Here is a 14,309-nt window from a genome sequence, read left to right on the forward strand (position 1 = left end):
GTGACTGTCAGGTCAGGCGATGGATCGCACGCTACAGCGCTGCAATGCGCGCGCGGAAATGCTCGGTACCGGCCACGATCTTGTCGAGCACTGCGTCAAGCGCCCAGAACCGTTCGCGCACGTCGTAGTCGATCACGCGGCAACGAATCGAGCTGAAGGTGCCAATGCGCTGGTGGTACATCTTTGCGAGCGCGGGATAGCCGAGTGCTTCGGACACCGCCGTGACCACAAGAAACGTCGACAATTCCTCGGCCAGTGCCGGGTGAGCATCGCTTTCGGTACGCAGCCACTGATAAAGATCGGGATGGAAGTTGGTGAAGACGCCGTTGAAGCCGGCGGAGCCTGCTTTCATTGCGTCCCATGCGATCGCTGCATTGGCGTTGAGGATCTTCAGCGGTGAGCCTTTGGCGAGCGCGACGCGACGCTTGACCGTGTCGAGATCGCAACTCACGTCCTTGAGCATCACGAAGCGGCCGGTGTCTATACAGGCCTTGAGTTCATCGTCGGATAACAAACGGCGATACGGCGCCGGACATTCGTAGAAGCCAAGCGGCACATCAGTTGGCAGGCGGTTGAGCAGGCGATCGAGATTGGCCAGGAACGTGGCGCTGCCTTCGCGCTTCGGATCGAGATGGTTCGTCACCAGCACGATGCCTTGCGCGCCGGACTCGGCAGCGGCGGTGAGTTCCTCGACCTGCGCGTCGATATCGTCGCTGATGTGGCCGGACGCAACGACCGGCACCCGTCCCGCGACTTTATCGACGACGAAACGTGCCAGCTCAGCCCGCTCGGCCAGACTCAGGAATTGCATTTCGCTCGACTGGGCGACCGCGAACAGCGCGTCCGAGCCGTGAGCCAGATACCACTCGATCAGGCGTTCGAGCCCGGCGTAGTCGATTGCGCCGGCATCGTCGAATGGTGTCAGCATCACCGGGACAATTCCTTCTATGGTGGCGGCTGATTTGAATGCGGTATTCATGTGTTCTCTCTGTTTGTCTTCAAGGTCGGGCCCGGTCGCGCAGCAGCGCAAGCGGGCGGTCATCCAGGGCTCAGGCGGGTAGATGCAGTGTTGCGGGTTCGGGTTCGCGCTCGGGTATCGGCTCGCGAACGAGTACAAGGTATGCGATTGCGCCAATGAGTGCGATGCCGGCGCCGGTCAGCAAAGCGGGCACGAACGAGAAAGCCTGGGCGATGTATCCGGTCGCGACGGGCGCCAGCGCGCCGCCCAGGAAACCGCCGAAGTTCTGGATCGCACCCAGCGATCCCACGCGGCTGGCGGGGGCCGCCGCAGTCGCGAGCGACCACGAGCAGGCCGACGCCGCGTTCGCCAGGAAGATCACGACCGATATGCAGACGAGGGCAATCGTATTGCTTTCGGCGAGCGCTGCGGGAATGGTGAACGCGACCATGCCGAGCATCGTGATGACCACCGCGTTGCGACGGCCCGCGACCGCCGACCTGCTGCGCCGGGTAATCAGGTCGGACAGCCAACCCGCCAGCAGGGCGCCGATAAACCCGCAGAAAAACGGTACGGCCGCGGCAATGCCGCTGCGCTCCAGGCTCATGTGCCGCGCCGTGCGCAAGTACCCTGGCAGCCAGCTCAGATACACCCAGTTGAGATACACGGAGCCGAAGAAGCCGATCAGCATGCCCCACGTGGTGCCGTAGGAGAACAGTGCACGCCAGTCCGCAAACGTGAGTTTCCCCGCCGCCTTGTGGGCCGTGTCCTGATCGGCGTCCGCATCGAGGTACTGACGCTCGGCGTCCGTCATCTGCGATCTGGCGGGATCGCGGTAGACCATCAGCCAGACGATAGAGACGAGCAAACCCGCCGCGCCGGTCACGATGAAGGCCCAGTGCCAGCTCGTGGATGCGATCAGGATGGACAGGCACAGCGGCGCAAGCGCGATGCCCAGTGGCGACGCTGCATTGAAGATGCCCGTGGGTGCGCCGCGCGAGCGCAAAGGAAACCAGTTGCTGACCACGCGTGCGGCCGAAGGGAACTGCGGTGCTTCGCCGATGCCGAGCACGATGCGCGTGACCACGAAGTATCCGAACGTCGAAGCGAGTCCGCCCGCCGCCTGAGCAAACGACCAGACGATCAAGCCAATGCCCAGGAGCCAGCGCGGGCCCAGCCGGTCGACCAGCGCGCCGACGGGTAGTTGACACAGCGCGTAGCTCCACGAAAACGCTGAAAGCAAGATTCCCATCTGTCCCAGCGAAAGACCGAGATCGGCCCGAATGGATTCATTCGCAACCGCCAGGGTGCCGCGATCCAGATAGTTGATGACGCCGCTGATCATCAACAGCGACAGCGCGATGGTCTGGCTGCGCCGTATGCGCGGCGGCGTGGGTTGACCTGCCGGAATCTCGTTCATCGCTTGCGTCTCCGTTATATGTGTTGTGAGATTTCAAAAGGCTGCGAGCCAAATTTCTGGGGCGCTTACGTCTGCGCTACTTCTACGTTACCTTTGCGTGTCGGCCCAGTTCACCACTTTTTGTTCTTGCGTGCCGAGCCCTTCAATTCCGAGCTTCATCGTGTCGCCCGCCTTGAGGTAGACCTCGGGATGCATGCCGAGACCCACGCCCGGCGGCGTGCCGGTTGTAATCACATCGCCCGGTTGAAGCGCCACGAACTGACTGATATACGAAACCAGTTTCCTGATCGGGAAAATCATGTCGTTCGTGGAGGAATCCTGAACTTGCTTCCCATTCAGTTCGAGCCACAACTTCAGTTCCTGGACATCCGCAATCTCATCTTTCGTGACAAGCCATGGACCCAGTGGCCCGAAGGTAGGGAACATCTTGCCCTTCACCCATTGACCACCATGTTCAAGCTGCGATTCGCGTTCCGACACGTCATTGCATACGCAATATCCGGCCACGTAATCAAGCGCGGATTCTTCGCTGACATACAGTGCGTCCCGCCCGATAACGATCGCAAGCTCGACCTCCCAATCGCTTTTAACAGAGCCTATCGGCAGCGTGACGGGATCGAACGGACCGGAGATGCAGGAGGGCGCCTTGTTGAACAGGATCGGCTCGCTTGGGATAGGCGCGTTGGTTTCGATCGCGTGTTGTACGTAGTTCAGGCCGACCGCGATGAAATTTCCCGGACGCCGGATGCACGCGCCAATGCGCGGCGTTCCCTGCACGATCGGCAATTGATCGATGTCCATTGCCGCCACCTTGCGAAGGCCATCGCCCGCGAAAAAATCCGGGTCGATGTCTTTCACGACTTCGGACAGGTCACGGATCTGTCCTTGGTTGTCCATCAAGCCGGGTTTTTCAGAGCCTTGCGGGCCATAGCGTAGTAATTTCATCGTTACTCCAGGTTGCGATTGAATGAAAGCAAGCGGCCGCGATCACGATGTCGCGTGGCCCATGGAATGCCTTACAGGAAATCGCGGGTTTGAAAGAAATCGACAATCTTGCTGATTTGTCCGCGCATCATTTCGCGGCCTTGTATGAAGGTGCAGCCACTATCCCTGGCAAGCGACAGGAGGCCGGTCATTTCAGGCTTGACGATGGCATCGAACACAATCAGGTTGCGGGGCAGCGTGTCCGCCCGGATGGGTAACCGCGTGTCATCCAGCATGCCGACCGGAGACGCATTGATCAGAACGTCCATGCCGTCCACGGTTGGCTCGCCGATCTCGACTTGTGTCGAAGGACTGCAGCGTCTGATCTTCTCGGCTACGTCCGCGGCTCGTTGCGCGTCGGGGTCGAAGATCCTCATGCTCGCGGGGCTCTCGCGGCCTACTGCAACGGCAATTGCGCTGCCTGCGCCGCCCACGCCGATCATCATCACGCGTTTGCCCGTAAAACTCACGTCGCGGCGGCGGAAGGCTTCAACACAGCCGAGACCATCGAAGATATCGCCGAGCCATTGACCTTCGTCGGTGCGTACGAGCGCGTTGACCGCGCCGACAAACGTCGCCTGAGGACCGAGCCGGCTCGCAAATCTGCGCGCCTCGCCTTTGAAGGGAATGGTGAATACGAAGCCGTCGACATTCTGCAGCTTCAGGAGTTCGGGCATCACCCGGTCAAAATCAGCGGGCAAAACGTGCACCGGCACCATTAGCGCATTGAGCCCACGCGACACCAGCTCCGCCGTGATCATCTCCGGTGAGCGGACCTGTTCGATCGGGTGTCCGACGATGCCGAAAATGCGCGTCTTCCCGTTCACGTAACCGACTTCTCCGGTTGTTATCACGACCCATCCTTATCGCGCGTTTTAGAGGACCAACCGCTCCGGCAACCGGCTGCATCAAGGCTTCCGGGCGCGGACTGCCCGGAATCGGGTCGTCCTGAGTGCTCGGTTGCATCATGGTTTTTCGTATGAATGTAACCGCTATGCATTTTGAATGTTTTGTTCATTTAAGGATTTAACGGAGCCGTGATCGCTCATTCTTAGAGGGGTTTGGATCTGCGATACCTGAGAAATAGTTCGTGAATGCCGTTTTGCATAGCGCTTACATCGTAGAATAAATTTGGCCGTACCGTCAAATCGCTATTGCACGTTTAAGGGCAAACACTTACCTTCAGCACACCGCTTACATGCTTCCAGCTTCTTCATGCCAGATTCGAAAAATGCCAGGACCGCGCCCGCGAACAGCCACGCAGCAGGAGCCGACTCAATGCCCGTGACGGAGCAAACACCCCGTTCGCTTTCTGTCTCCGGCGACGAACCCGTATTGGCCGATGTCGCGCGGGTGGCGGGCGTGTCCACGGCGACCGTTTCGCGATACCTGAACGATCCCGAGAAAGTCACTGAGAAAACGCGTGCCCGTGTCCGGGCCGCGATAACGCAACTCGACTGGGTGCCGAACGCGGCCGCCCGGTCGCTGGTGTCGCGGCGTTCCTACACCGTCGGCGCGATTGTCCCGACGCTCGAGCACGAAAAATTCCACCAGCAGTTGCAAGCCTTCCAGGGGCGTTTGGGCGCTGAGGGACTGGCTGTCTTCGTTGCCTGCTCCTCGTATGATCCGGAGGAGGGATACCGGCTGGCGCGCGGCATGGTGGGGCGCGGGGTGGATGCCGTCGCATTGCTCGGAGACAATTATCCCGATGCGCTTTTCGACCTGCTGCGATCCAAGGGCATACCTTACGTGGTCACCTTCGGCAAGAAAGCGGACAGCGATCATCCGTGCGCGGGGTTTGATCATGCGCGCGCCTTCGAGGTCATCACGCGGCGCTTGCTGGAACTTGGGCATACGCGTTTTGGCGTGATCTTCCAGTCGACCAAGCTCAATAACCGCATAGCGGCACGTCTTGAGGGCATTCATGCCACGCTGGCGGAAAACGGCCTGGCTTTGAGACCGCCGCACGTGGCGCTGATGGACAACAACTCGAACATCGGACGCATTCCGTTTGCGCGCAGGAGCTTCCAGCAGATCATGAGTCACGCCCCGGCGCCGACGGCAATCATTTGCGGGAATGACATCCTCGCAATCGGCGCATTGCTGGAGGCTGAGGCAATGGGTATTGACGTGCCGGGCACGCTTTCAATTTGCGGCTTCGATGACATCGAGATTGCCGCTCACTCGCGGCCTTCATTGACGACGGTGCAAGTGCCCGATCGTCAGATGGGGGAGCTGGCGGCGCAATACCTGATCGACAGGCTGGCGGGGCGGGATTGCGAACCGCCTGCAATGCTCGATGTGATGTTGGTCGAGCGAGGGTCGACGGGTAGGGCGCCGGGAGGGGGTGGGTAGGTTGGGCTGGTGGGGGTACGAAATGCCTCGTCTACGGTTGAACGCTGATATCGACGCACTCCACGAGCGCGTTGACACCGACCGCCGACGATACGCTGACGATCCAGTTGGGTTGCATCGCACGATGCAGGCGCTTGCAGCTACTGAGCTTCACAAGCGCCTCGTCATAGGCTTGTGTGCCATCCTCAAGGATCGCAATGGCGTCCACGATGTTAGCGACGCCAAAGTTTTCAATGGAACATCGAGTTGTGGTCCCGAAAGTGATGGTTGTACGAACGTCATCCAGTGACAAGCCAAGCGTCAGGTCGCGGCCTTGTACCGCCATGATGTCGATGTGCCAGTGTTGAAAGTTATCGTGTGCTTTCAGTCCGTCCGTGGGGTCGGTTACTGGACGGGGAGGTGTCGTGGGCATCGGAGGCACGTCCGGTGGCGTCCAATCCATCGGCGTGGCCGTCGTGATCTCCAATCGTTCGCGAAGGCTCTGACGTCGTCCTACCAGGCTCAAAAACGCCATGCTGCCGAGCAAGCGCGCGTCCTCATTGGTGATCGGCGCTCCCGGCGCGGGTGTAGGCAGTGCGTCCACCGGCGCGCGGTCGAGAAACGGCTGGACGGTCGAGAACCGCAGCCATGAGCATTGGAAAGTGTCGCTCGCGTCGTCGTAAAATGCGATGAATGCTTTGTCGATGGTAGCCATTAATGTCTCAAGCAATTGCTGTAGTTTTCGAATGCGCGTGAACGGCACAGCGCGTAGGTTCGCAGGTCGCCGCCAAAGAGCGCTTTGCCTGCATTGCACATTTCCAGGTCCTCCTCGTATTCGGCGAAGCACTGTGCGTCGCGCTCAGAGTGCATAGCCATTGACATTGCGCCGTCGGTAGGTGCACTGGAAAAATACTGGAATGGCGCTGCGCCGTCCAACGGTGTGTGCGCGTCGCCAAGTGTTGTCGCGTCGCCCAAGTCCACGGCGTCGGTCAAACGGGTTCCTTGATTGAAGACGCCGACAATTGCAGCGGCGACCTTCAGCCGCGTGCGCATGAGGTTACTGCCCCGAAGGGTAGGCAACGCAGTCGCCATTTCGTTCGCGAAATCGTTTGTCCAGCCCTCAAGCTGGCTGTGCCAGCCATCGAAGTCAAAGGGCGCTGCGGGCAATGAGCTGTAGTAGGTGTATTCGGCCTCAAAGGGCTTGGTTTCCCATGAGCTCGGCGCAGCAAGACCGGGCGGTCGAACGAAACCATTGTCTGCGTCCGTTGATTCCTCCCGGACCACGCGGACCTCACCTTGTGTGACCTTGTCGCGCAAATATTCAAGGATGCTCACGCGACCGATGCACCGAAAGTCCGAAAATTTTGATGTCAGCCAAGTTTCGACGGCTCGAACCAGCTCAAAGTCATATTCCCAATCATATAGAGACACACCCTCGAACAACGCGGCCCCGGAATCCGGCCGGTTACCGTGAATGTCATGCCGCGAGTAAAGGGAATAAGTCGCGCCCTGGATAGCAATGAGATTTGTCGTCATCCTAATTTTTCTAGTTGCAACGACAGTAAGCTACCTCATTTTCCGAGCGGCTCATCTCAAAAATGACACCAAGGTCATTGTTGCCGTAGCGTTCGTACTCTGCTTCCGTTTCCTCGCGGTCTTGCTGAATTGATCAGTGGCACGCGAAGCATTACTTTTCGGCATGCGACATAAAACCGTCTATGACGGGCCAGACTCTTTTGATTTCGTCGCGTAATCGTGCAATCAGTGCAGGGCAGGTCGATCGTGTTTGGCTTTGATCGAGTAGCCGTACGAATCCGCAGAATTGCCCAACTCGTGCGCGAATGCGAGCAAATTGAGCGAGGCAAGTCGGGCTGAGGATCGGGTGGCGCGGCAACCAGCCCGATAAGCCCAAAAATTCAACTCACGCCCGTCCGCATCGACCGGTATTCCCGCCTGACAATATCCATCAACTCAGCAACCGACGTACTTGCAGCCTCCTTCTCGTAAGTCACGCGGCCGCGCTGCATCAGCATGACGCGATCCGCAATATCGAGCGTCTGCGCATAGTTATGCATGATCATCACAATCGACAGACCCTGCTTCTCCTTCAGCCGCAGCACAAGGTCGATGATCAAGCCCGCCTCGCGCGCACCCATCGCTGCAAGCGGTTCGTCGAGCAGCAGGATCTTCGCATTCGAATTGACCGCGCGAGCCACGGCAATCGCCTGCCGTTGCCCCCCCGACAGCTGCTCCACCGGCAGATCAACCGACGGCACGTGCACGCCGATCTCTTCAAGGCATTCCTCCGCGCGGCGACGCATGGCGCTGTTATTCAACAGACGGAACGGGCCGCGCCGGACGATCTCCCGATTCAGGAACATGTTGTGATAAATGCTTAGCGAATTCGCTAGCGCCAGATCCTGATACACGCATTCGATGCCAAGCGACCGGGCATGATCGACGGAGCGAAGCAGCGTTTCTTCGCCGCCTATAAATAGCTTGCCGCTCGTCTGCTGATGGAACCCGGTAAGGATCTTGATCAACGTCGATTTGCCCGCGCCGTTGTCGCCAAGCACGCCCAGGATCTCGCCCTTCCTGAGCGTCAGCGACACGCCGTCGAGTGCGGTCACCGCGCCAAAACGTTTGACGATATCCTCGCCCCGCAACGCGGCCGTCCCCGTTGTTCCAGCCGTCGCAGCCGCTGATGCATCGGACATCAGAAGTCTCCCTTGCGGGCGAGACGGACGACGTGGATGTTGAAGATCATCGCCGCCAGGATCGCCGCGCCGAGAATCATGTTGAAGGTGAACGCGTTGATGCCGATAAGCGTGAATCCATCGTTGAGGATCCCAAGCACGGCCGCGCCAATCAGCCCTCCAATGATGGTGCCCGAGCCGCCGGCGAGCGGCGTGCCGCCGATCACGGCAGCGGCGACAGCGAGGAACATGATCTGGTTGCCGCCCGCCTGAGGATCGATGGATGTGATCCGAAAGCCTTCCAGGATGCCGGTGAAACCGGCAAGCAGAGCGGCAATCACAAAGTTGCCGAGCTTCAGGCGCTTCACCTGAATACCCGCTTCGCTCGCACCTAGCTGATTCGCGCCCGCCGCGATGGTATGCAAGCCCCATCGGGTATGGCGGAGCAACACATGCATGACCGCGGCGATCGCTATCGTCCAGATGATTTCGCTGTAACCCCACTCGCCCATGATCGCCGAAAAACGCGTGCCCTCCGGGGGCGACACCGGCGTGCCTCGCGAGAGGGTCAGCGTCAGGCCATTCACGAAGAACAGCGTGCCGAGCGTGGTGACGAAGGAGGGGATGCGCAGGTACACCGTCACCGCGCCATTGATCACGCCGACCACGCCTGCCGCGAGCACGCCGGCCAGCAGGGCGAGCCACACGGGCGCGCCTGCCACGATAGCGAAGTGCATGATGAAAGGCGCGAACGCGAAGACCATGCCGGCGGACAAATCGATCTCCCCGCCAATCATCAGCATGATCTCGCCGAAGGCAATGATCGCCACCGGCGCGATGAACTGCGAGAGGTTTTCCAGACTCGCGCTAGTCAGCAGGAAGTCGTGGTTGGCCGTCTCGAAGTACACGCTGAGGATCAGCGCGACCGCAAGGATGCGGATCTCGCTGGATCGCTTCAGCGCGCCCGGCCATAGCCTTGCGCGCCGGTTCGGCCGGCCGCCTTCCGTCACGGGAGTGGTCACCCTTTGATCGCACCCGTGCGCGGCAGGATCTGCGGTTTCGTGCTCTTGCCTTCATACCGCGTCTCGGTGTTCAGGTACGGATCGACCGTGCCCTTGGTAACGAACTTCAGGCCGGTGTTGATATTGGCCGGTCCGACGAGTCCACCCGAGGCAAGGAAAACGAACGCTTCAAGCACGGTATAAAAACCTTGCACGTAAGGTTGCTGATCGATCGTGAAGTCGAGGAAACCGTCGTGGATCAGCTCGACCGTGCGTGGCAACAAATCGAAGCCGCCGCCATGCACGCCCTTGGACGGCAGATTGGACTCCTTCATGACCTGGGCGACGCCTTGCGTGCTGCCTGCATCGACGGCGAACATGCCTTTCAAATCCTGGTGCCCCAGGTAGAACGACTTGATCTTCGAGAGTTCTTCGTTGACGGTCGCGCCTGTCGCAATGGTCTGCGTATCGATTTTCTTGCCTGATTTCTTGATTGCATCGATTGCGCCGTCAAGGCGCGGCTGGATGTTGAGCTGGCCGGGTGTCGCAATAAAAAGTGCGACGAGGCCGCTATCCACGAGGCTGACGATACGCTCGCCCATCTGGTAGCCCGACAGATACAAGTCCTGGCCGATATACGCGAGGCGTGGATTACCGCTGCCGCTGGGGGCATCGGCGTTATACGCAAATACCGCGATCCCGGCGTCGAGCGCTTTCTGGATCGGCGTATTAAATGCCTTGGGGTCCACGATAGGAACCGCAATGGCATCGGCTTTCGCGGCAATGGCCGCGTTGACTGCATTGACCATCTCGCCCACGTCGGCGTTGGCCGAGCCGGTCCATTGGTAATCGAAACCTAGCAAGGCGGACGCATCCTCGATGCCGTATTGCGTGGGAACGAAGAAAGGGTTTGTAGTGACGTGATTGACGAATACGATCTTCCAGCGCTTGTGCGCCGGAAACGGGCCGCCTTCCGCGGCTTGCGCCGGTGTGATCACGCCGCCTAGCATCGCCAGCGCTGCAGTCAGGCCGGCGCCTTGCAGCAAACCGCGACGTACGCTTTGAACTTCACCCAGGTCTTCCCGATCTTGCGCCATGTCCATTCTCCCGTGTCGGTGTTTTTGAACAACTCGTTTCACATGTCGGCGCGGGCGGGAAAAGCGCCGGTGCCGGGCGTCGCTACGCTCCGCTTCGTGAAACTCGCATGCTCAACCGCACGCACGGCCGAATGACGACGTAACCACATCCTAGAACAGGCAATTGGCCAATTAATCGATGTATACCCTTAACTAGTCCGACTATTTTGAAAAGCGGCTAAGGGGCGGCTAAGGGGCGGCTTGTAGTGAGGCGGACCGGAGGCTGCTCAAGAAATGAAAGGTGTGCGGGAGCGTCCGGTATTTGGGAACACCGACCTTCCTGCCCAGGTTATCTTTTGTTGATTCGCCTTACAGCGCGGCTTTCAGAATGGCTGCCAGTTCAAGGCCGGGTTGCGTCATTCCCAGTGCTTGCCTGCCTGGTTTTAAATATACGTAGTAATCCGAATAGTGTCCGCGTGTTGCAGGGAACGTCAATGCAGGATCTTCGCGAGAAAATCCTTCGCGCGGTCGGACTTCGGGTTTGCGAAAAAATCCTCCTTCTTGTCGTCCTCGACAATGAGGCCCTTGTCCATGAAGATCACGCGATGCGCAACCTTTCGTGCAAAGCCCATTTCGTGAGTGACGCACATCATCGTCATGCCCTCCTGCGCGAGTTCCACCATCACGTCGAGCACTTCGTTGATCATCTCGGGGTCGAGCGCGGAGGTCGGTTCGTCGAAGAGCATCGCGATCGGGTCCATCGACAGTGCACGCGCAATCGCAACCCGCTGCTGCTGACCGCCTGACAGTTGACCCGGAAACTTGTCCGCATGCGCGCTCAGCCCAACGCGATCCAATAGCTTGAGCGCCTTCGCTGCGGCTTCGTCCTTCGACCGGCCAAGCACCTTGATCTGCGCCAGCGTCAGGTTTTCAGTGATCGACAAGTGCGGGAACAGTTCGAAGTGCTGGAACACCATGCCCACTTTCGATCGCAGTGCCGAGAGGTTGGTCCTGCGGTCACCCACCGACTGGCCGTCGATCGTGATTGCGCCTTCCTGGAATGGCTCAAGGCCATTCACCGCCTTGATCAGGGTGGACTTGCCCGAACCCGACGGGCCGCACACCACGACCACTTCGCCCTTCTTGACTTCGGCCGTGCAGCCGGTCAGCACCTGGAAAGGGCCGTACCACTTCGAAACATTGTTGATCGAGATCATCGTGAAATCCATTCCTGATTGGGCTTCGTTGAGCAAATCCATCTGGCGGCGCGGCGCGATGGCCGTGTCACCGGCGTGTCTGTGCGTGTTGCAATTGCTGCAGGCGCCGCGCATACAGCGTCAACGGGAAGCACATTGCGAAGTACAGCAGGGCGACCATTCCGTAGATCGGAAACGGGCGGAATACGGTATTGGTCATCATCGACCCAGTCTTCGTGAGTTCGATGAATCCAATGATCGACGTCAGTGCGGTGCTCTTGACGACCTGCACCAGAAAACCGACCGTCGGCGCGACCGCGATCTTCCTCGCCTGCGGCCACACGATGTAGCGCAACTGCTGGCCAAATGTCATGCCGAGACTCGCACCAGCCAGCCACTGGCCACGCGGAACCGCTTCCACGCAGCCGCGCCAGATATCGGCGAGATACGCGCTGGTATAGAGCGTCAGCGTGACGGTGGCGGCAACCCACGGCGACACTTCCACGCCCAGTAACGGCAGGCCGAAGAAGGCAAGGAACAACTGCATCACGAGCGGCGTGCCCTGGAATAGCTCGACATAGAGCGAGACCACGCGGCGCATCCATGGCAATGGCGACACGCGCATGGCTAGCAGCACGAGCCCGACCGCACCGCCGCACACGAAAGCGATCAACGACAACAACACGGTCCAGCGAGCCGCGAGCAGCAGGTTGCGCGCGATATCCCACAGCGTGAATTCGGTCATTGCGAGCGCTCCGTTGCCAACGTTTGGGTACGCCGTCCGCCGAACAGCGTCCAGCCATTTCGCCAGTTCAGCCGTCCAACCGGCGCGCTTGGCGCGTGTGGCGCGTGTGGCGAGCGTCCGGCAAAAAGGCCCCGGCCCAGCCGGTTCAGCAGTTGGCGCAAGACGATCGACAGGAACAGATAGGTCGCGGTGACGATCAGGTAGCTCTCGAACGAGCGGAAGTTGCGCGACTGGATGAAGGCGGCCGCAGACGTCAGGTCCGGCACCGAGATCTGCGAGACCACGGCCGAACCGAGCATCACGATCAGCACCTGGCTCAGGAGCGCCGGGAACACATTGGCCAGCGCCTGCGGCAGCACCACATGGCGGAACACCTGGCGTCCCTGCAAGCCCAGCGCCTGCGCTGCCTGCACCTGGCCACGCGGAATCGAGTCGATGCCGGCGCGGACGATTTCGGTCGCATAAGCGCCTAGATTAACCGTCATCGCGAGGACTGCAGCCTGCATTTCGTCGATATGAACGCCGAGACCCGGCAGCCCGAAGAACACGAAGAACAGTTGCACGAGGAACGGCGTATTGCGTATCAGCTCGACGTAGGTTGCGATCGTCGTGCGGGCCCAACGAGGGCCGGCGACGCTGATGCTTGCGCCCGCGATGCCGACTAAACCGCCGAGTACCGTCGAGACAAAAGTGAGCCAAAGAGTGACGGCGACGCCTCGCGCGAGCATGCCCGCGTAGATGCCGAAGCCGCTGAAATCGAACACATAGGTCATGACGGGTGGCTCATGGTCAGGTGAGGGCGGTTAAGTAGAATGAATGGGCTCAATGCAGCGGACGCGCCGCGATCAGCTTGCAGGCGTGCGCGGGCAACTCGGCCAACACTGGCATGCCGAGCGTGAGCCCGGGCGTTTCGCGCTGCGTGGTGGCGGCTGTCAGCGTGAAGCCGGCGCAGTCTATCGTCGCTTCCAGTGTCGCGCCGACGTCGCGGATGAACGTCACCGTACCGGCCAGATAGTTAGGATCACTGGTGGCCGTGACGTGCTTCACGCAGACATCTTCAGGACGAATCAGCAGGCGGATGTCCGCTGTGGATTCCGGCATCCATGCGCCATCAGCCACGACGATCTGCTGGCCGCCCGGCAGCTTCACGCTGCCGCGTCCGTCATGCGAGACCGCAAGGATGTTGCCGAGCCCGATGAAGTCGGCGACAAACTCGCTGACCGGGTTGCGGTAGATGTCGAGTGGCTTGCCGACCTGCGCAATGCGGCCTTTTTCCATCACGACGATCTCGTCGGCCATCGTCATTGCTTCGCGCTGGTCGTGCGTGACCATGATCGTCGTGATGCCAAGGCGCTTTTGCAGCAGGCGGATTTCGACTTGCATCGATTCGCGCAGCTTGGCGTCGAGCGCGGAGAGCGGCTCGTCGAGCAGCAAGAGTTTCGGCGACGACGCGATCGCACGGGCGATCGCCACGCGTTGACGCTGTCCTCCGGACAGTTGCGTGACCGGCCGGTTCGCCATGTGCGGCAGCTGGATCAGTTCGAGCAGTTCGGCCACGCGCTGCCCTTGTGCAAGCTTGCTCGTTTTGCGCAGCCGCAGCGGGTAGGCGATATTTTCGGCGACGCTCATGTGCGGAAACAGCGCCAGCGACTGGAACACCATGCCGAAGTCGCGCTGGTTCGCCGGCAAGTGGGTGATGTCGCGGCCCGCGAAAGTGACGCTGCCGGAGCTCGGCGTCTCGAGCCCCGCAATCATGCGCAGCAAGGTCGTCTTGCCGCAGCCGGACGGGCCGAGAAAGCAGACCAGCTTGCCGTCCGGGACGCTCAGGTCGACGTGGTCGACGGCGTACGCGGCATTGAAGCGCTTCGTCACGGCCTGGAGTGTCAGATGAGTCATGAG

Annotated in this window: 14 protein-coding genes; 1 reads left to right on the plus strand and 13 read right to left on the minus strand. The window is 60.2% G+C overall.

All coding sequences use genetic code 11. The features are described from left to right. Positions 1-31 precede the first annotated feature (31 nt). From ACSOSP_RS27515 to ACSOSP_RS27530, 4 genes are all read right to left on the minus strand, one after another. Positions 32-979, minus strand: coding sequence for a dihydrodipicolinate synthase family protein (locus ACSOSP_RS27515; protein WP_455311599.1), 948 nt, complete (start codon positions 977-979; stop codon positions 32-34). 70 nt (positions 980-1,049) lie between these two features. Continuing rightward, a complete protein-coding gene (locus tag ACSOSP_RS27520; protein ID WP_455311601.1) occupies positions 1,050-2,378 on the minus strand; it encodes an MFS transporter in 1,329 nt (442 codons plus the stop codon). Positions 2,379-2,465: 87 nt separating this feature from the next. Next, positions 2,466-3,323, minus strand: a complete 858-nt coding sequence (locus tag ACSOSP_RS27525) for a fumarylacetoacetate hydrolase family protein (RefSeq protein WP_455311602.1) — start codon at positions 3,321-3,323, stop codon at positions 2,466-2,468. Positions 3,324-3,394: 71 nt separating this feature from the next. Further along, positions 3,395-4,216: a shikimate dehydrogenase family protein gene (locus ACSOSP_RS27530; RefSeq protein WP_455311604.1), complete on the minus strand. Its 822-nt coding sequence runs from the start codon at positions 4,214-4,216 to the stop codon at positions 3,395-3,397. 424 nt (positions 4,217-4,640) lie between these two features. Here ACSOSP_RS27530 and ACSOSP_RS27535 point away from each other — a divergent pair, with 424 nt between their 5' ends. Next, a complete protein-coding gene (locus tag ACSOSP_RS27535) occupies positions 4,641-5,717 on the plus strand; it encodes a LacI family DNA-binding transcriptional regulator (RefSeq protein ID WP_455311605.1) in 1,077 nt (358 codons plus the stop codon). Between the two features lie 31 nt (positions 5,718-5,748). Here the strand turns inward: ACSOSP_RS27535 and ACSOSP_RS27540 are convergent, their stop codons facing one another. The 9 genes from ACSOSP_RS27540 to ACSOSP_RS27580 form a co-directional block, all read right to left on the minus strand. Further along, positions 5,749-6,411 (minus strand): hypothetical protein, encoded by a 663-nt coding sequence (locus ACSOSP_RS27540; protein ID WP_455311606.1) that lies wholly within the window; start codon positions 6,409-6,411, stop codon positions 5,749-5,751. After that, positions 6,411-7,139: a hypothetical protein gene (locus ACSOSP_RS27545; protein WP_455311607.1), complete on the minus strand. Its 729-nt coding sequence runs from the start codon at positions 7,137-7,139 to the stop codon at positions 6,411-6,413. Before ACSOSP_RS27545 ends, ACSOSP_RS27540 begins: the two co-directional genes overlap by 1 nt. Positions 7,140-7,612: 473 nt before the next feature. Further along, the gene (locus ACSOSP_RS27550) at positions 7,613-8,413 is read right to left on the minus strand and encodes an ATP-binding cassette domain-containing protein (protein WP_455311608.1); all 801 of its coding nucleotides are present in this window, start codon (positions 8,411-8,413) and stop codon (positions 7,613-7,615) included. Then, positions 8,413-9,414, minus strand: coding sequence for an ABC transporter permease (locus ACSOSP_RS27555; protein ID WP_455311610.1), 1,002 nt, complete (start codon positions 9,412-9,414; stop codon positions 8,413-8,415). Before ACSOSP_RS27555 ends, ACSOSP_RS27550 begins: the two co-directional genes overlap by 1 nt. Next, positions 9,411-10,490 (minus strand): substrate-binding domain-containing protein, encoded by a 1,080-nt coding sequence (locus tag ACSOSP_RS27560; protein WP_455311611.1) that lies wholly within the window; start codon positions 10,488-10,490, stop codon positions 9,411-9,413. The genes ACSOSP_RS27555 and ACSOSP_RS27560 overlap by 4 nt, the downstream gene beginning before the upstream one ends. 470 nt (positions 10,491-10,960) lie before the next feature. Further along, entirely contained in the window at positions 10,961-11,686 is a 726-nt protein-coding gene (locus ACSOSP_RS27565) for an amino acid ABC transporter ATP-binding protein (protein WP_455311613.1), read from the minus strand. 67 nt (positions 11,687-11,753) lie between these two features. Then, positions 11,754-12,410: an amino acid ABC transporter permease gene (locus ACSOSP_RS27570; protein ID WP_455311614.1), complete on the minus strand. Its 657-nt coding sequence runs from the start codon at positions 12,408-12,410 to the stop codon at positions 11,754-11,756. Beyond that, positions 12,407-13,183, minus strand: a complete 777-nt coding sequence (locus ACSOSP_RS27575) for an amino acid ABC transporter permease (RefSeq protein ID WP_455311615.1) — start codon at positions 13,181-13,183, stop codon at positions 12,407-12,409. Before ACSOSP_RS27575 ends, ACSOSP_RS27570 begins: the two co-directional genes overlap by 4 nt. 49 nt (positions 13,184-13,232) lie before the next feature. Further along, entirely contained in the window at positions 13,233-14,306 is a 1,074-nt protein-coding gene (locus tag ACSOSP_RS27580; RefSeq protein ID WP_455311616.1) for an ABC transporter ATP-binding protein, read from the minus strand. Between the last annotated feature and the right edge of the window lie 3 nt (positions 14,307-14,309).

Source organism: Caballeronia sp. KNU42 (assembly GCF_053760385.1).